The organism is Arthrobacter sp. LAPM80 (genome assembly GCF_046736435.1).
In the GTDB taxonomy this organism is placed as follows: Bacteria; Actinomycetota; Actinomycetes; order Actinomycetales; family Micrococcaceae; genus Specibacter.
Window position 1 is genome coordinate 44,511 of sequence record NZ_JBCHVD010000012.1, and the last position, 16,735, is coordinate 61,245.

The window sequence follows — 16,735 nt, forward strand, 5'->3', positions numbered from 1 at the left end:
AATCCAGGTTCGCCATGATTCAGATTGCGCGCAACGGCACGACAAGGGAGGATGTCCGGGCCTGCTGGCTGTTGCGCGTTCAAGTCACTGGTCCCCATCGCCACACGCTTCGCGGACACTTCGCGAGTCTCCATTTGCAAAGCAGCAGGTCAGAGACGATTTGACTCGGGGGCACCCTTCACCTCACCGGCCCTTGAGGATCTTCTGGCTGATCAATCGGACGGCTCCCTCAAGCCACGCGCTTAGGTCAGTTCGCGGGCCTGCTCGCGGAGGAAGTCGCTGGCGGGCCTGGGGATGATTCCGCGCTGGCGCAGGGGCTGATCGTCCCAGGTGGCCTCCTGGAGGTCCTCGAGCAACCCTACACCGAACAAGGATGCGAGGGCGTCGTTGCGGCGGTCGAGCAGGCGGATCGCGAGGCGGGCTATGGTGCGCGGCATGCGCTGCACTTTCATTTGGTGATGGGTGAGCTCCGCGGCGATCGCGATGGCTTCGTTCTTCGTGAGCGGCTCGGGGCCGCCGACCTCGATCAGCAACGGCGGATCGGGCTCGGTCGCGACCGCCGCGAGGAGAGAGGCAATGTCTTCAGTGGCCACATAGCGCCTCTTTGTGTCGCCCTTGCCGATGACTGCCGCCTTCCCAGCGGCCATGTCGAAGCGTGCCATGGGGGCGAGGATGACTTCTTGGAAGCCGTCCGAACGGACGATGACCGTCCGCATCGCCGAGCCGACCAGTTGCCTCTCGATCGCAAGCTTGGCTCGTTCCAGAGGCGTGCCGATAGCCGCGTCGGCTCCGGGGAAGGACATGTAGACGAAGCGGCGCACGTGCGCGGCCTCGGCCGCATCCACCAGGCAACTCATGCCCTGTTCGTCGACGGCCCGGATGGTCTCATGGCTGATCCTGGCGATGCGTCGACCGATCGCCGTCGCCGTGGCGATCACAGTATCGACGCCCTGACAGGCAGCTTTTAGGCTGGCCGGTACCGTGAGGTCTCCACGCACCACTTCCGTGCCGAGTTCACGCAACCCGGTGTCGTCGCTGCTTTGCCTCACTAGGCAGCGAACCTCCTGTCCCTCTGAGCGCAGCAGCTTGGCAACGCGGCCGCCGAGATTACCGGTGGCGCCGACAACGAGGATCATGGCCGTGGTCCTCTCGAATCGGCGCCTGCGACGTCACGGATGGCCGTGTTGACGTCCCCGGACTCGTGCTCGACGGGCTCAAAGTAGAACCGGACGGCGGAGAGTAGTCCTTCGCGCACGGTGAAGATCGCAACTCCGGCCTGCTCGACGGGAACGCCGTCGCGACGCGTACCGCGGGAGGCCCACTCGACCCAGACTTTCCCATCGGGAGAAGTTGCCGCGTCGCGTATTTCCAGTGTGAGATCGGGGACTCCCGCGAACAGGGCGGACCAGTTGGACCGCACCTGAGCGCTCCCGGTGAAACTGCGGTCGGGGTGGTTGGGGGTGATATTGACGTAGTCGTCGGCGAACTCGGCGACCATCGCGTCGAGGTCTTTCCGGCGGGCGGCGGCGAACATTCGCCGCACGGTGCCGTCGGGGAGGCGGTCCAGACCTTCAGGCGTGTCCATGATGATGACTCCTTGGTGCCTCGGGCGTGTGAAGGAGGCTCAGATCTGCTAGATTTAGTTTAAATACAGCTAACTGTATTGATAAAATTTTAGGACGACATGCCCCACCACGTCAATGCATCTGAGCCTCCCACGCCCAGGCGCGCCTACGATGCACGACGGCGCCGGGAGCTCGCCGAGCAATCGCGGCGCACTGTGCTCGCTCGTGCGCGCGAGTTGTTCCTCGCGCACGGGTTCGGGCCCACGACGATAGCGCAGATCGCGCACGCGGCAGAGGTGTCCCCCGAATCGGTCTACAAAAACTTCGGCGGCAAGCCCGGGCTCGTGCGGGCCATCCAGGAACAAAGCCTCCTCGGCTCGGGTGCCCCGCCAGCAGAGCAGCGATCCGACCTCGCGCAGCTGACGGCAACGGATCCGCGAGCACTCATTGAACAGCTCGGTAGCTTCACTGCCGAGGTCAGCCCGCTCGTGGCGCCGATCATCCTGCTCATCCGGGACGCGGCGGCCAGCGGCGACGCGGACATGGCGGACTTGCTACGCGAGGTTGACGATGTCCGCTACCGGCGAATGCTGCGCAACGCGCAGCAGATCGCGGACCGTGGTCTCCTGCGTCCAGGCCTTGGCGCCCAGGAGGCCGCAGATATCATGTTTACGTGCACGACCGCGGAGCTGTACGAGAACCTCGTCATGAAACGGGGATGGTCAGACCAGCGATACGGCACCTTCATCGCCAGGACCCTTGAGGCGAACCTACTCTAGGAACCCCGGACGACGGCGGACCTGGCGCCGATGCAGCCAATCCCACCGGTGGCGGCGGACTGTTCCTCCGAGCAGATCGCCGTGTTCGGTCATCGCGGTCGTACTCGAGCCAGATTCAGGATGGCCGATGAAGCACGTCTGCTGATCGGGAGGAAGCCGCTTCGACGGCGGCACGTGACCGGCCGACCCGCGTCCAGACCGTTGGGATTCGGTGCCATCTCGGGAGTCATCGCACTCCCGCGCGGAGTCCTACCCGTAAGACCGTACCTGGTGTGGTCGGTGATCGCCGGGGAGCCGAGATTCTCAGCCGACATCACCCGGATGACGTCCGCGCTACCGATGGTGGAGTCCCGCGAGTACCTATACCCCTGATCGCAGCGATACCAGGATCTGATCGCCGCAACGGTTCCAGACACACTCGGTCGGTGGAGCTCGGACCGGATCACGCTCCTCGACGCCGCGCACCTCGCCGAAGGCCTCCGTGCATCATCGATTCCCGAGGCGCTTGGTCACGGCCAGGAACTCATGCTCGAGTATGCAGCGTTCGCTGTCGCGAAGACGGAGCCACCCCTCGCTTGGCAGCGGCGACTGGGCAACCCGCTGCTCTACACCGTCGCCGTTCACGCGGGGCTCCCGCTCGCTAGCGGTGCAGCGCGAGTGCTCGGCATCCGATGGCGGTGACAACTCTTGGCTCTCAACTGTGTGAGCACGTCGACGTAAAGGATGCTCCAGATCACAGACGGGGTGATACTGCGAATTGCGCTGGACTGTTGAACTGTCCGGGCGAGCACCCGCCGATCTCAAAGAGCCGTAATACATACGCGACCCTGCTACGGTTCTTGGCCAGCTCTCCCCCATCGACAAGCTGCGGTCAGACGCGGTCCTTATATGGTTGGAGTCGCATCGTTTGACTCGGCGGTAGCGGGCGGCGCAGTAGCCCCCGTCCTCGGGCATGAGAGCCCTCCAGCGGCCTTCCTTGAACGGCAGCTTGCCGAACTTTTCCCGCAGCGCCTTCCGAATAGTCTTGGGGTTTTTGCCAAGCTCGAGTGACAGCTCGACCGGCATGAGTCTGCCCGTCTGCCTGCGCCCACCCTCATAGCAGTGGCATGTAGCACAGGCGCGGCGGTTGGTGCGCTGGTCACAGAAGTCATCATGGCTTGTGAGCCGGTTTTAGTCGAGGCAGCGGCCGGGCGTGGGCCCTGATGTTCAGTGGTGGCCTCTTGAACCGAATCACTGCGACTTCGATTTCTACGAGGGGTTGCGCGGGCCGCAGTGGACGCCCTACACCGCGAGCGATAGGTGCTCGTGCATCCAGTTTCACCAGCACTACATACAATCAGCAGGATCCGGGCATTCCGTACCCGGAGAATCAACCAGTTAAGACCAAGGCGCGGCGGAGCAGGGTAAGTGTTCCAACCGGTCCGCACGCAGGACTTTCACGACGGGGTTCAAGCGAGCGATCGTCAAGGACTACGATGTGGCACCGTACGGGTCCGGGGGTGCTGTGCTGCGCCGTGAACGGCTTCACGATTCCCTCTTCAGAAATGGACGACCGCGTTCGACGCCGGACCATGGAGAAGCTAGTGACATGCGGGTGCCGGCCGAAAACACGGCCTGGCAGGCCCAGACCGTCGCGAGGTTCAGGGAGTTGGCTACCCGCAGGGCTTAGTATCCATTTCTTTCATGATGTTGTCCGCTTAGAGTCCATTATTCACTGTCGTGGTCGGACGCGTTTGTGGTCTGGATAGAATCCCTGCTCGAGTCCCCAGAGGATGGCGTTGGAGCGGTCAGTCGCGCCGATACTGCGGTAGCAGCTTCGGATAAAAGTCTTGACGGTGTTGATAGATGACCGCGCCCTTTCGGCTTTCTCGGCGTTACTTAGCCCCTGGGTGGTGAGGGCAAGAACTTCAGCCTCCCGTTGGGTCAGGCCTTCTTCGCGGCCAGGCCAATCTCCGAGGCTCGATTTCGACTGGCCACTGGGTCCTTGGAAAACTTGACCTTCGCCCCGGTGGATATCGTGGAGGGCACTGACTAGGCGGGCCGCGGGAAGGCCTTTGGACAGGTATCCGCTGGCGCCATTGGCCAGAGCAGCCTGGACAAGTGTTTTATCGAGGTCCCAAGAATAGACAACCACCTTGCCAGCAAGCGAATTACTTGCCAGTTCGTGCACATCCGCACCGTCTCCCGGCGTCGCCGCGAAAGTATCGTAGAGCGTAAGGTCGACAGGTTTGGCCACATTTCGGTTGCGGTCGAGTTCGACTTCCACGGTATCCCCGTAGGACCGAAGTATCTTCTCCAGCCCTCGAAGCACGATTTCATAGGCATCCACCAGGGTGACGCGAAGGTTTGCCATGCCCCCACCTTGCTGCAGGAGGGGGCAAGAGTTCACCCCTTGGGGTGAAGACATTAACCCCTCTGAAAATTAGGCTTTGGGGATGAATTCAGTCCAAATCATGAACAGAAGCACGCTTGAGGACGACGATCTCGCCCAAGCGACTGTGCGGGAGCTCATTGTTCAATTGGCCCTGGCCGAGGATGAGCACCGGAACACCGCTAACCCCCAGCGGATCGCGGCACTGACTCGACGCGAGCAAGCAATCGTCGTGGCGTTACACCGGAATGGACTCGGACCCACAGCCCCGGACAACCCACACCAACCTTGGCCGTCAATAGCCTGTTCCGTTGAAAAACTGGTGGTCAAATAGTGTCAACAACGACTACGAGACGGGTAACTCTGAGTCAGGTTGAGCCTCCTCTTACCCGATCAACGGCTCGCCTGCAGACAGCGGCCGCGAGGGTGGTGGTCAGGGATGCCGGCATCGAGATCCACGGATATGTGGTTGGCCGCGAGGGGAACTACGTCCGCGTCATGTGGGCTGTAGCGTCCGGTCGGTACCGCCAGCGCACGTTCTCAGCCGAGACGGTCTTCCTGGCAGGCTGCGACCACCGCTGGGACGGGTACCTTATTCCTTTTGAAAAAACTCGCTTTAATCGCTCCGGCAGCCCGCTGACCGCGAAGGACGTGACCGACGTGATATACACGCAAACTCAGCGGCCCGAAAGTCAAGAGAAGAGTATACCCACCGTTAGGCGAAATGCCAACGCTGCTCCGTTGTTAGGCGAGTCCAAGGCCAGCAATGCGTTGCAGGGGTCAATCTCCCGAACTTTCGCACTCGGGCCTTCGTGTGTTGGCAATCCATTCTCGCCACAACCAGCAAGGTTGGAGGCCGGGATGAGCCCTGATCAGTTGGTGCTTCAATTCTTGGGGCTAGCCGACGCTCTCTCGCGCCGCTATAGCGCCCCGGGGTGTGAGGCGGAAGACTTGCGGCAGGTAGCTAGGCTTGGCCTGGTGAAGGCGGCCAAGAGGTACCGCGACTTGGGAAACCATGGGTTCATGGCCTTTGCAGTGCCGACAATCACTGGGGAGCTCAAGCGACATCTCAGGGATCATTCCTGGGTGGTGCGACCACCGAGGCCCATTCAAGAGGCTAGGCTCAAGATCAGCCGGGTGCGCCCCGAGCTGACGCAGCGCCTGGGGAGGGTTCCCTCAGCCGCCGATCTGAGTTTTGCCGCTGGCATATCAGTGATGGAAACGACGCTGGCCTTGATAGCGGAGATGGCCATGGTCGCCCAACCGATCGAGCACAATGACGCCCCAACGAGCTACGAGGACCGAGGGTCAGAAGTCCTTCTGGCCACGGAGGACCCCGCCTATGAACGCGTTGAGCAAAAGCTGACCCTTGAAGCGGCCCTCAGGGACACGAGCGAGGACGACCGGCGGCTACTTCATTTGCGCTTCGTTCTGGAGTTGTCGCAGGGGCAGATCGCCCAAGAATTCGGCGTCAGTCAAATGCAGATTTCCCGACGCCTCAAACGGTTGCTCGCCCGTCTCGGGCGTCGCCTGACCGAGCCCGCGGAGAAGTAGACAAAAGCAATGGAAGCAACACGAAAGGATCCCCTCCCGCGCCCTCTGTGGAGGACGCGGGACGGGCTCGGCTCGTGTCAGGCGCGGCGGCGCACAACGGCGCCGTAGACTCCCAGGACGACCAATGCGCCCACGATGGCGACCAGCCAGGTTTGCAGGCTCCAGAAATTCTCAAGCCCGACGCCGAAGATCGCCCCACCGATCCACCCTCCCAGCAAGGCCCCCACGACTCCTAGGAGCATGGTGATAAGGATGCCACCACGTTGACGGCCGGGCAGGATGGCTTTTGCGATCGCACCAACGATGAGTCCCAATATCAGGAACGCGATAAAACTCATGAACTAACTCCTTTGGTTCAACTTCTCAGGTCGAGTGAGGACGTGCCCAATATGGGCCTGTCCAGGTGACTCCGTGACGATCAGCGGTCAGTGACGTCCTTGGCAGCATCCTTGACGTGCTCACCAGCCTGCTTGACATGTGCCTTGGTCTGGTCCACTTTGCCTTCCGCTTCAAGGCTCCGATCGTTCGTGGCTGCACCGATGTGCTCCTTGGTCTTGCCTTTGAGTTCCTCGGCCTTATTTTCAAACTTGTCTGCGATACCCATGATTGTCTCCTTGAGGGAACGAAAAGCACGAGGGGCCGACCGGCCGCTGCTCTTCGATCCGTTTCCCGGGCTACGCGGCAATGGCGCCTCGAGCCTCATCCATAACAATGCCCCCACCGGGGGAATCCAAACATTTTCGAAACCTGTTTCTTCAGCAAGGAGTAAAGCCAGCCGGGGTTGTGCTCGGTCAGAGGCTGACGGGCAGGCCGCGTAGCAGCACCGATCGGGGTTGGTGCAACGCTGTCACATCAGTCTCAAGGTCCCGGGCGACGACGAGGAGATCGGCGTCGTAGCCGGGGGCGAGTCGGCCTTTGCGTGTGCCGACCCCGCATGCCTCCGCTGCACCCGAAGTCGCCGTTGCCAGGGCCTCAGTGATGCTCAGGCCTGCGGTGACCAGCTCGCACACAGCGTACGGGAGCACTCCATGCCGTTTGGCCGGCGCGATGCCGGAGTCGGCGCCGGATACCAGGCGCACTCCGCTGCGGTGCAGCCGGGCGACAAAGTCGGACCGGACCTGCAGCATCCCTTCGACCGTCATCCCGATCCTCGCCAACATCGTCCGTATCGCCGGCGGCGGGGTCGTCATCAGATGTGTGTCGTAGCCGAGGGTGGGACAGACCGCGATGCGGCTCCGCGCGAGGGTCGAGAGCGTCTCTTCGCTGACCTGTCCGAAGCCGCGGGCGGTGACACAAGAGCAATGCTCTATCCCGTCTACCCCGGCAGAGAGCGCCTGCTCCACCGCAGGAGTTCCATGCGCATGAGCCGTCACCGGAACACCAGCTGCGTGGGCGCGGCCAACGATCAGCCGCAGCTCATCTGCCGTGAACTGAGTCTGCATCACATCGGTGCCCGGAGTGTTCACACCGCCCGAGGCCATCACCTTGATGATGTTCACGCCCCGTTCCACCCGTTCTGCGACCGCCCTGATGATCTCGTCGTTCCCGGAAACCTCACCGCCGAGGTAGTGACAGTGGCCGTTCGTACTTGTCAACGGTGGCCCGGAGGCGAGGATCGTAGGCTCGATCCCGGGACTCGACAGCTGCCGATCACGGCGCTCGAGGACATAAAATCGCCGATCCCCCAGATCTCGTACGGTCGTCACACCCGCCACGAGCTGATCGTGCAACGCGGTGGAAACGACCTGCTCGATCTCCTCGGCGGAAAAGCCGGCGACCCGGTCCAAGGCCGAGACACCGCTGTCGGTGACGAGGTGTGTATGGGCGTCGATCAGCCCCGGCAGCAACGTCCCTTCGTGGCGCGTCACCTGACAAACCCCGGGGACCGAAAACCCATAAGGCTCAACTCCGACGATCGAACCGTCCTCGATCAGGACCGTCGCACCGCCAGCCAAAAATAACTCACCGTCGAAGATATGACGAACCCGGATGGCATGCATCTACCCATTTTCCGCCCACGACCAACACCCCGGCAAGGTCCCGACGAGACTCATCTAAAGTGCTCGCGAAATGGGGTGCGTGCCTCATTTGGAATGTGCTCGCGAAATCTCTGGTGCATGGTCGGGCACTCTTGTTGTGCTCGAGGGATGGGTTATGGGAAGACGAAAGATTGCCCGCAAGGAAATCACGATGAAGGAAGCTGCCGCGAATGCGGACGCTGCGAAGAAGGCGAAGGGCGAGATCCCGGACCGGTTGGTATCCGAGAGACGGCAGTGGGTTGACCGTTGGCGGCAAGTCGCCAAAAAGCTGGGGAGTTTCGTGGCCGCCTACGGCAGTTTTTTCATGGCCCCTGAGAATCGCCAGCACCTACACCCCGGGTCTCAGCCTGCCCACCAAGCTCGAAACCCCGGACCCTGCCGCAAAAGCCCGATTCCACCACGCTCAAACAAACCAGACATCAGCTTGGCGGGCACAAACCAACCACCAATCTAAGCCGTCAGATCTTTGTTGCAATCCAGCGGTTCAGACCGAAACCACTCTCCCTGAAGAGCCGCCTGGATCTATTGTTCGTCCGAGTCCGCGTCACCGTTGTAGGCGATACCACCTCATGGTGGCCACTCCGGAAATTTGGCGAAGCGTCCGATGAGGTTGATCGATAGCCTCGGCCAAGTGGCTTAGCTGTGCTTTTGCCTGGTCGAGTAGGTCTTCTTTCGGATGAGGCAAACTGCGATCAGCGCTACCCAGCTCGTGACAGCGAGAAGACTAACCCCAACTGACACTGCGAGGTCTGGAGTGGCATTCCACCAAGTCGGCTCGAAGATCGGTGTATGTGTTCGGCTTGGCACGACGACCAGAGCAAAAAAGACAGTTGCGCTTGTTATCAGGGCGCCGACAAGGATCGGAAGCCACCGCCCGGTACGCGAGTGACGGGGGCGTGCGGCTGCGACGATCAGCCAGGCCACCATCATCAGCTGCAGAATGGGGAGCCCGATCATGATGAGCGGCGCCGCGGCAACGAGCGGGTCCACCGTCGCCGGGGTGTCTCGGGTGCCGACGATCTGGTGCAACAGCGACTCGGTGAATCGCGAGAATTTGTTCTGGTCCGTACCGAGGCCAGAGTTGCTCAGGACCACGACGCCCAGTCCGAGGGACGGCGCGAAGGCTAGGTATGACATCGATCGTTCGGTGTTGCCGGAATGCTCCCACAGCGTTGGAAGACTCGGGTCGGTGCTGTTCTCGTCGTTATCGTGCAGTTCCCAGAACGGGCGAACAAACCACCCGCTGGCGTATTGGCTGTACTCGTTGGCTCGAGTAAGGGGAGCCCGGGCGTTGGCAAGTGTTGCAGCAGCGATTCCCGCTGGCTCACCCATGTGGACCTGCAGGAGGTGGGTGAGGTCACTGGCAGTGGACGTAATGAATGCTGACGGCGCACCCATCGGCCACATCGCCCCCGGGGTTACGGCGCGAACGATCCCGTACCAGTTGTAGTAGCTGGCAGCCAATCCGTTCGAGCGAGCAAGTTCGAGGTCACTCGTGGTTGAGGTGAGCCCGAGAGGCTCAAGGACAAGGACTTGGAGCGCATCCTCAAACGACCGCCCAGTCACCTGTTCGATGACCGCACCGAGCAGCGCGTAGTTGGCATTCGAGTACTCGAAATGCGCACCCGGTGCCGCGGTTGGCGTACTCTGCAAAACGCGCCGGGCCTCGTCCCGGATCGAAGTGACCGCTGGCCAAGGATTGAATTCCTCCCGACCCGTATGTTCGCTAATCCCCGAGGTGTGACTGAGCAGTTGAGCCAGTGTCACGGTCGAAAACAGGCTCTTGGCACCACCCACTTCCCGCAGAACAGTTCCGACAGAGTCGCTCAAAGCGAGACGTCGCTGCGAGATGAGCTGCTGAACTGCTAAGGCGGTGAATTGTTTGGATGTTGACCCAAGTACGAACGGTGTGTTGAGCGTAACCATCGGCCCGCGAGGATAAGCGTCTCCGTAGGTTCCCTCGAATTTGACTGAGCCCTGGGAAAGCACAACAACGGCAAGTCCAGGTAGTCCGAGGTCAGCGCGCTGCTGCCGCACGAAGCTGTCGAGACTGGAATCCGTCTCGCGATTCGCAGTGTTGGCAACAGCCGGAGTCGGTAAGAGGGATGCTGCGACTATCGCAACTACCACGGCCACTAGTACAGGCGGTCGTGCAAGCTTTTCAGTACGAAGTCTCTGCCCGAATGTGGATCGCATGGGCAAATCGTAGTGATCACTCCCCTGGCGCGCAAGGGCACACGAAGAGACTCATCAGGCTCGCCAAGATGCGCTGGCGGATCGAGCATGACTACCGGGAAGTGAAGACCGGGCTCGGCCTGGACCACTTCCGCGAACGCTCCTACAACGGCTTGCACCGCCACCTCACCATCGTTGCCGCGGCCCAACTCCCCAACCTAACAAAGTACTTCTAGGAGCTTGTGCCGCCTTAGTCTCGAGCCTCCCTCACTCGATTTCTGCGTCCACGGGCGCGCCGGCAACGGTGCCTGGCTGAAAGTTCCCTGGAACACGATGAAGACCGAACGTAACATCATGGAAGCGGACAGGACGGTAAGATCATCAGCCCGGTACGTCGGCCCGCCCAGCACCTCGCCAGCTGATACCGCCTGGTCCGTCAGGTTATGCCGAGCTGGAACCAGCCAGCCCAGCCGCCGGAGCCGTCCCACCAAGTGCTATAGAGAAGGCCGTCGGAACCGACGGCGAAGAGGTCAATGTGTTCGGTGACCCGTGAAATGGCGGCGATCTGGCTGCCTGGTTCGGCAATCCCGCCGGAGACGCCGAACCAGCTGGCCCAACCCGTCGTGTCATGCCACCACGTGCTGTAGATCCGGTTGTCCGTGCCCACGGTGAAAAGATCCAAATGGTTCGAATAGCGGGCGATGGCGGTCACCGGAGATCCTGCCGAGGCCACTCCGCCGGAGACCTGGAACCAGTCCGACCAACCGGCCCTGGCATCCCACCACGCCGAGACGATCCGCCCATCCGAGTCGGTGCTAAAGAGGTCGAGATGATCGGGGTAGCGGGCGACGACGGAGATGGTGGCGTCGCCCCGGGCCGTCACGGAACCGATCAGGAACCAACCGGACCAGCCGGAACGTTGATCCCACCAGCAGCTGTACACGCGATTGTCGGTGCCCACGGTGAACAGGTCGAGGTGGAAGGGATAGCGGGCTATGGCGGTAACGGTAGCTCCCGGTGCGGCGACGCCGCCGGAGACCTGGAACCAGCCGGCCCAGCCGCCAGAAGCGTCCCACCACGTGGACATGATGCTGCCGTTCGCCGCCGTCGTAAACACATCAAGGTGATCCGCATATCTGGCGACGACATTAACGGTCGCGCCCGCGCTGGCGACTAGGTCACCGAGCTGAAACCATGAGGACCAGCCGCCGTTCTGGTCCCACCAAGCACTGTAGACACGGTTGTCCGTTCCGATGGTGAAGACATCCAGATGGCCGGAGTACCGCGCGATGGCCGTCACCGGGGACCCCGTGCCACCGGGGGAGGCAATACCTCCGGAAAGATCGAACCAGCCGGCCCAACCGCTGTTTTGGTCCCACCAGTCCGAAACGGTCCTGCCGTCGGAGGCCACCGGGAAGACATCCAGATGCTCCGGGTAGCGGGCGATCACGCTGATCGGCGTTCGGGTGCGGGCCGGAAGCGTGTCCAGTGGGCCGATCCTGTTCCAGATGACCTGCTGGCAGACCCGGCAGAACGGAACGCCGAGCTGGCGCATCCTGCAGCTGTACTCCGGCCGGAAGGCGCCGCAGTGGAAATAATGGGCACCCTCAAAAAGGCCGACCGTGCCCGACGGAACGGGGCTGGCCCGACCGTCGTCGGTGCTGCAGTCGGGGTTAGCCATGGTCGGGAGCGCTGTCGCCGCGGCCACCGCCCACCCCCACTTAAGCGTTGCCCTGGTGCTGTTGATGGTGACGTTGGGCTCTGCCGGTTCCACGCTTGGGTGGTGATCGTGTCCGGTTTCCGAGCCGCCTGCATAGTAGGCGTATTCATCGGCCAGCCCGTAGGCAGTGTGGCCCATCTCGTGTAGGGCAATTTCCGTCGCCCCGGACGCCAGTGAATAGGTCCCTACCGAACCGCCGCTTCCGCCGTAGACCGCGGAATTCACCACCACCAGGACCACCGTGAATTCCGGAACCTGACCGGCGGCGGCGGTGAGCGCCGTCGTACTGTTGCATTCGAGCAGCCGCCTGATGCCGTTGTTACCGAAGGATGAATCGAAATAGGTATGCGGGGCCGCGCCGGATCCACCCGTAGCAACCGGATCCGCGGCCCCGGAATCCGTTGAACTGACGTTGACCCTGAAGACGTTGATGGCGGGCGCCAACCGATCGTAGGGTCTTGTCGTCAGGAAGGCGGTGAGGAAATCGGCGCAGGCCGCATCGAAGTCGCCCTGCTGGGCAGAGGTGAACCCGTCGCCCAGCATCACCACGTTAAAGGCCCGGTTGCGGGGAGCGGAGCCGTAGATCTGGGTGGTGCCAAGTATGGTTCCGTCGGAGGTTGTCATGGCAGCACCTCACAGCTTCAGGTCGAGGGGAAAGGTTGCCACGTCGGTGACGGTAGGTCCGCCGGGACTGGGGCTCGTGGCCCCGCCGGCGGGCGGCGGTGCCTCTCCTTCAGGGGTGGAGATACGCACAACGGCGATGCTTTGGGCCGCCGCCGTAGCCGGGACGACGACGGTGAACGCACCGTGGGCGGCGGCCCGCTCAACCCTGCTGATCGGTTCCGCATGGTCTTCGGGAAACACTTCCGCACTCCCGGCCAAATCTTCCCGGACCGGGACTCTAGCCAGCGACGCGCCACCGCCGTCACGAAGCTCCACATAGTGACCAGAGCGAGTGTCGAGGTGCGTCTCAACACCGGGCACTGCCACATCCACCTTCTGCTGGTGGACTAGGCTGATTTTCCCCTCTGAGTATTCGAAGATCAGCCGGACAGCATCGGAACCGCTGGAATTGCCGACATCACTCATAACCGTCTCCCCGGGAAAGCGCCTCACGGCGGAACTGCCCCCAAGCCAGCCACTGCTTATGGTTCAGTGAACTCCCGGCCAAGGACAATGTCAATAGGCGTAGGCGTAGGCCGTCGGCGGTCGTTTCCCTAGCCGACAAATTCTGAGCTGACGGGCTTGGCATGGGGCGCCCTCCCCTACTCCGAGGAGCCCTGCCTAGAACTCGGATGTGCCGCGGAGTCGGCGGGGTCGACCGTCCGGGTCCACCACGAAGCGGCTCAGCGGGTCGGCCCACAGGCGCTTCAGTGGCGGCACGGGTTCGGGGATGTGGTGTCGAACCTGACCGACGGGACGGGGCGAGCGGCCGCCCGTTTCGTGCCACCGGTCGAGGGCGTCGGCGGTGGACTTCCAAAGCTGGAGCGCCGAAAGCGGGTCATGTAGCCGTGGATCGTCCTGTTCCAGGCCCAGGTGTTCGGCCCAGAGTTCGCGGCGCAGTGCGTGCGCCAAGGACGAGGACGCGTCGTGACCGGAATCGACCACGGCGCAGGTAAGCTCGCTATCAGTGGTCCAGGATCGGCGGTTGAAATTGTCTGATCCGCAAGTGAACCAGGCATCGTCGATGATGCAGATCTTGGCATGGACATAGATCGGAGTGCCGGATCTATTCTCCAGATTAAAAACGCCCACCCTATCAGGCGCAACCTCGCGGAGCATCCTCATGGCGCGGAGTTGCCCGAGTCGCATGGGTGGTCCTTTGAGTGCGCCGTCCGAGTCTGGCGCACGGGGCACTACGGCTATAAAGTTCAGCTCGGGGTTACGCTTTAGCGCCATGGCGATTCCTGCCACGACTTCCGTTGCCCAGAGGTACTGGTCCTCGATGTAAATCAACGAACGGGCGCGGGCGAACGCTTTCATGTAGGCGCGCGCGATGCTGCGCTCTCCCTCAGGGGCGAACGGGAACGGCGGCCGCTTGATCCCATAAGTGCGCAGCAGCTGCACCGCATGCGGGCCCGCCGGCGGTGGCGGCGGCGCCGCCTCTGGCAGCGGCTTGGGGTGCCGCGGCATCCGGGCGAGGCGTTGTAGCAGCATTCGATAAGGCGTACGCCGGTCCAGGGGGTGTGGATCGTTCCATCGTTCAGCGAACACTGCCAGAACATCGGCCACCACGGGCCCGTGCAGCTCAAGTGTGGCATCGTGCCACGGGGGCTGCGTCCCGTAAAGGGGATCCATGCTCACCGATTGCGGGTCCCCGGAGTGCTCCGCATCGTCCCTCCGGCTGTGCGAAAGATCGATCCCGCCAACAAAGGCCACGTCCCTCGAGGGGTCGTCACGGTGACGGATGACCACCAGCTTTTGGTGGTGGGAACCGAACAGGCGCACACGCTGATCCAGCAGAACTTCGCCGCCGGCGTCGTTGATCTGACGGCTCAGCAGCTCGTTGGCCCGGCCGCTGATGGGGGAAGAAACGCGCTCCCCATGCGATCTCCAGACAAGGCCACGCACTTCAACGCCCTCGCTTGCCAAACTCGCGAGTAGTTCCCCGATCGTCGGGCCGCCCGGCAGCAGTCGCTCGTTGGCGTCGCCGCGCCAATCGGTGAACCAGACACGGTCACCCGCCCGCAGGACCGTTAGCTCCTCATGCAGCCTTGCGAAGTACCCCGCTCCATGAATCAATGGGCGCACAAGGTTGCCCTCCGACCACGATGGCGATCCGGCACCACCAGCATGTATCTCCGTGGCCAGGTTTCCCCGCTCATCGCGGCTCAGAAACCACGAACCGGCGTGACTGTCCATGTAGTATTCCTTCCGTGCCCTGGCCAAGCGGCCCATGTCTGATCCCCAAGATAGCCTACGACCTTGTGCCCCTCTTATCCCCAACCGTCTCTGAAGGGCCTGGCCCACCGCGGACGGTGCCGTTCGGGGCAGGTGGGCAGCTCGGCGATCTGTCCCACCCTGTGCTCGCACTCCTGTGGCTTGGTGGTACATGGTTCAACAAGCGTTTTCCGACGTTCAGGTCCCTTCTGGCCTCGATGCCCATGTTGTGTGGGACAGTGGAGACATGGTCCCCACTTCGCACCAATACGAGCAGCACGCGCCCGAGAAGCCCACCGTTGATTCCGTGCGTGAACCTCCGGCACGGGCGCTGCTGGCGACGGTCGTCCACCTCTCGAACGTCATCCACGGCGTACGCATGCAAGTGGCTGGAACCATCGGCTTCAGGCCCACAATCATCGCCTATCCTTGCTACGGCAGCACCACGTGGGTGCGCGTGCTTGCCCGGGTCGTCCTCACCAGGGAGGCTCCCGCCACCAGTGAGAAGGTCCGCGGGTGGCGCGCCTTCACCAGCGTGCCCATCCCTCAAAGCGAGCTTGAGGTGGAAATCGGCGGCGTCGCCCACCCGGTCCGAGCCGACGACGGTGGCCTTGTGGACGTGGTCGTGCAAGTCTCCCTCGAACCCGGCCGGCACACCGTCCTCTTGCGCAGCCCGGGGACGGTCCCGGCCGAGGCCCAGGTCCTGGTCGTGGCGCAGGACGCCACGTTCGGCATCGTGAGCGACATCGACGACACCGTCATGGTTACGGCACTGCCCAGGCCCCTGCTGGCCTTTTGGAACACCTTGGTCCTGAGCGAACGGGCACGCACGCCTACCCCCGGCATGGCGGTATTGCTGGACCGAATTGTGACCCGCCACCCTGAGGCGCCCGTCCTCTATCTGTCGACCGGGCCTTGGAACGTTGCGCCGGCCCTCGGACGATTCCTGGCACGGAACCTCTATCCGAAGGGCATCCTATTGCTCACCGACTGGGGACCGACCCGGCAGCGCTGGTTCCGCAGCGGACGAGAGCACAAGCGCACCAACCTTGAACGACTCGCCCGGGAATTCCCCGGCATCCGGTGGCTTCTCGTGGGCGACGACGGGCAGCACGACCCGGAAATCTATGCCGACTTCGCCCGCACGCACGCCGGACAGACCGCCGCAATAGCCGTCCGCCAGCTATCCGCGGGCGAGGCCCTGCTAGCTGGCAGACTCCCCCACGAGGACGCCCCCACCTCCGAACACGGCACTGTGCCCTGGGCGAGTGCGCCGGACGGGGCGGGAATAGCCGAACAGCTGGCTAACTACGGGCTGCTTTAATCCTGTTCCCGTCGCGAACTTGTCGCGGCCATGCCGACGTGGGCACTCGGAGCGGCGGCGGCCGCTCTTATTATGCAATAGCTGACCAGCCCGGGACCCTTTGCTCGGTTCTTCGCTCCCTACCGGGCACCTACCCCACCAAGCGTCACTCCAACCGGACAGTCACAAGGACCAGCGCCTGCCCCGAGGCCTGGGCGCAAACTGTCACTCACAGCCCGTAACCCACGCTGATCCACGGAGGCCCACCGATGAGCCGGTTTTCACAAATTCCAGGGTCCACCGGCGATAGAGACAAGGGCTTCAGCATTCTCACTCATTGAATACCCCT

General features: G+C 62.7%; 13 protein-coding genes and 1 pseudogene. 4 read left to right on the forward strand and 10 right to left on the reverse strand.

The genetic code is table 11. The annotated features are described in order from the left end of the window. Positions 1-242 precede the first annotated feature (242 nt). Both AAGW05_RS12965 and AAGW05_RS12970 read right to left on the reverse strand, forming a co-directional pair. The gene (locus AAGW05_RS12965) at positions 243-1,136 is read right to left on the reverse strand and encodes an SDR family oxidoreductase (protein WP_411804958.1); all 894 of its coding nucleotides are present in this window, start codon (positions 1,134-1,136) and stop codon (positions 243-245) included. Next, positions 1,133-1,585: a nuclear transport factor 2 family protein gene (locus AAGW05_RS12970; RefSeq protein WP_411804959.1), complete on the reverse strand. Its 453-nt coding sequence runs from the start codon at positions 1,583-1,585 to the stop codon at positions 1,133-1,135. The genes AAGW05_RS12965 and AAGW05_RS12970 overlap by 4 nt, the downstream gene beginning before the upstream one ends. Before the next feature lie 99 nt (positions 1,586-1,684). Here AAGW05_RS12970 and AAGW05_RS12975 point away from each other — a divergent pair, with 99 nt between their 5' ends. Further along, a complete protein-coding gene (locus tag AAGW05_RS12975; RefSeq protein WP_411804960.1) occupies positions 1,685-2,344 on the forward strand; it encodes a TetR/AcrR family transcriptional regulator in 660 nt (219 codons plus the stop codon). A gap of 1,711 nt (positions 2,345-4,055) precedes the next feature. On the opposite strand, the gene AAGW05_RS12980 is transcribed toward AAGW05_RS12975, so the two are convergent. Beyond that, positions 4,056-4,697 (reverse strand): LuxR C-terminal-related transcriptional regulator, encoded by a 642-nt coding sequence (locus tag AAGW05_RS12980; protein ID WP_411804961.1) that lies wholly within the window; start codon positions 4,695-4,697, stop codon positions 4,056-4,058. An 879-nt stretch (positions 4,698-5,576) separates the two neighbouring features. Here AAGW05_RS12980 and AAGW05_RS12985 point away from each other — a divergent pair. Beyond that, complete coding sequence (locus AAGW05_RS12985) at positions 5,577-6,269, forward strand: sigma-70 family RNA polymerase sigma factor (RefSeq protein WP_411804962.1); 693 nt, start codon at positions 5,577-5,579, stop codon at positions 6,267-6,269. A gap of 77 nt (positions 6,270-6,346) precedes the next feature. On the opposite strand, the gene AAGW05_RS12990 is transcribed toward AAGW05_RS12985, so the two are convergent. From AAGW05_RS12990 to AAGW05_RS13005, 4 genes are all read right to left on the reverse strand, one after another. After that, the gene (locus AAGW05_RS12990) at positions 6,347-6,607 is read right to left on the reverse strand and encodes a GlsB/YeaQ/YmgE family stress response membrane protein (RefSeq protein WP_411804963.1); all 261 of its coding nucleotides are present in this window, start codon (positions 6,605-6,607) and stop codon (positions 6,347-6,349) included. 80 nt (positions 6,608-6,687) lie between these two features. After that, positions 6,688-6,873, reverse strand: coding sequence for a CsbD family protein (locus AAGW05_RS12995; protein WP_411804964.1), 186 nt, complete (start codon positions 6,871-6,873; stop codon positions 6,688-6,690). Positions 6,874-7,060: 187 nt separating this feature from the next. After that, a complete protein-coding gene (locus AAGW05_RS13000; protein ID WP_411804965.1) occupies positions 7,061-8,269 on the reverse strand; it encodes an amidohydrolase family protein in 1,209 nt (402 codons plus the stop codon). 675 nt (positions 8,270-8,944) lie between these two features. Beyond that, complete coding sequence (locus tag AAGW05_RS13005; protein ID WP_411804966.1) at positions 8,945-10,504, reverse strand: serine hydrolase domain-containing protein; 1,560 nt, start codon at positions 10,502-10,504, stop codon at positions 8,945-8,947. A gap of 50 nt (positions 10,505-10,554) precedes the next feature. On the opposite strand from AAGW05_RS13005, the pseudogene AAGW05_RS13010 reads away from it, so the two are divergent. Beyond that, positions 10,555-10,689, forward strand: a pseudogene (locus tag AAGW05_RS13010) (transposase); the annotation flags it as partial. A gap of 230 nt (positions 10,690-10,919) precedes the next feature. Here AAGW05_RS13010 and AAGW05_RS13015 read toward each other — a convergent pair. The 3 genes from AAGW05_RS13015 to AAGW05_RS13025 form a co-directional block, all read right to left on the reverse strand. Continuing rightward, the gene (locus AAGW05_RS13015) at positions 10,920-12,827 is read right to left on the reverse strand and encodes a M64 family metallopeptidase (protein ID WP_411804967.1); all 1,908 of its coding nucleotides are present in this window, start codon (positions 12,825-12,827) and stop codon (positions 10,920-10,922) included. 9 nt (positions 12,828-12,836) lie between these two features. After that, positions 12,837-13,292, reverse strand: a complete 456-nt coding sequence (locus tag AAGW05_RS13020) for a hypothetical protein (protein ID WP_411804968.1) — start codon at positions 13,290-13,292, stop codon at positions 12,837-12,839. 195 nt (positions 13,293-13,487) lie between these two features. Then, on the reverse strand, positions 13,488-15,065 hold the full coding sequence (locus AAGW05_RS13025) for a phospholipase D family protein (protein WP_411804969.1): 1,578 nt from the start codon (positions 15,063-15,065) through the stop codon (positions 13,488-13,490). Positions 15,066-15,330: 265 nt separating this feature from the next. Here AAGW05_RS13025 and AAGW05_RS13030 point away from each other — a divergent pair, with 265 nt between their 5' ends. Continuing rightward, on the forward strand, positions 15,331-16,407 hold the full coding sequence (locus AAGW05_RS13030) for an App1 family protein (protein WP_411804970.1): 1,077 nt from the start codon (positions 15,331-15,333) through the stop codon (positions 16,405-16,407). Positions 16,408-16,735 lie beyond the last annotated feature (328 nt).

Excerpts from the sequence above, each read along its gene's own strand:
- AAGW05_RS12965 (WP_411804958.1), bottom strand. The coding sequence starts at position 1,136 with ATGATCCTCGTTGTCGGCGCCACCGGTAATCTCGGCGGCCGCGTTGCC.
- AAGW05_RS12970 (WP_411804959.1), bottom strand. The coding sequence starts at position 1,585 with ATGGACACGCCTGAAGGTCTGGACCGCCTCCCCGACGGCACCGTGCGG.
- AAGW05_RS12975 (WP_411804960.1), top strand. The coding sequence starts at position 1,685 with ATGCCCCACCACGTCAATGCATCTGAGCCTCCCACGCCCAGGCGCGCC.
- AAGW05_RS12980 (WP_411804961.1), bottom strand. The coding sequence starts at position 4,697 with ATGGCAAACCTTCGCGTCACCCTGGTGGATGCCTATGAAATCGTGCTT.
- AAGW05_RS12985 (WP_411804962.1), top strand. The coding sequence starts at position 5,577 with ATGAGCCCTGATCAGTTGGTGCTTCAATTCTTGGGGCTAGCCGACGCT.
- AAGW05_RS12990 (WP_411804963.1), bottom strand. The coding sequence starts at position 6,607 with ATGAGTTTTATCGCGTTCCTGATATTGGGACTCATCGTTGGTGCGATC.
- AAGW05_RS12995 (WP_411804964.1), bottom strand. The coding sequence starts at position 6,873 with ATGGGTATCGCAGACAAGTTTGAAAATAAGGCCGAGGAACTCAAAGGC.
- AAGW05_RS13000 (WP_411804965.1), bottom strand. The coding sequence starts at position 8,269 with ATGCATGCCATCCGGGTTCGTCATATCTTCGACGGTGAGTTATTTTTG.
- AAGW05_RS13005 (WP_411804966.1), bottom strand. The coding sequence starts at position 10,504 with ATGCGATCCACATTCGGGCAGAGACTTCGTACTGAAAAGCTTGCACGA.
- AAGW05_RS13015 (WP_411804967.1), bottom strand. The coding sequence starts at position 12,827 with ATGACAACCTCCGACGGAACCATACTTGGCACCACCCAGATCTACGGC.
- AAGW05_RS13020 (WP_411804968.1), bottom strand. The coding sequence starts at position 13,292 with ATGAGTGATGTCGGCAATTCCAGCGGTTCCGATGCTGTCCGGCTGATC.
- AAGW05_RS13025 (WP_411804969.1), bottom strand. The coding sequence starts at position 15,065 with ATGGACAGTCACGCCGGTTCGTGGTTTCTGAGCCGCGATGAGCGGGGA.
- AAGW05_RS13030 (WP_411804970.1), top strand. The coding sequence starts at position 15,331 with ATGGTCCCCACTTCGCACCAATACGAGCAGCACGCGCCCGAGAAGCCC.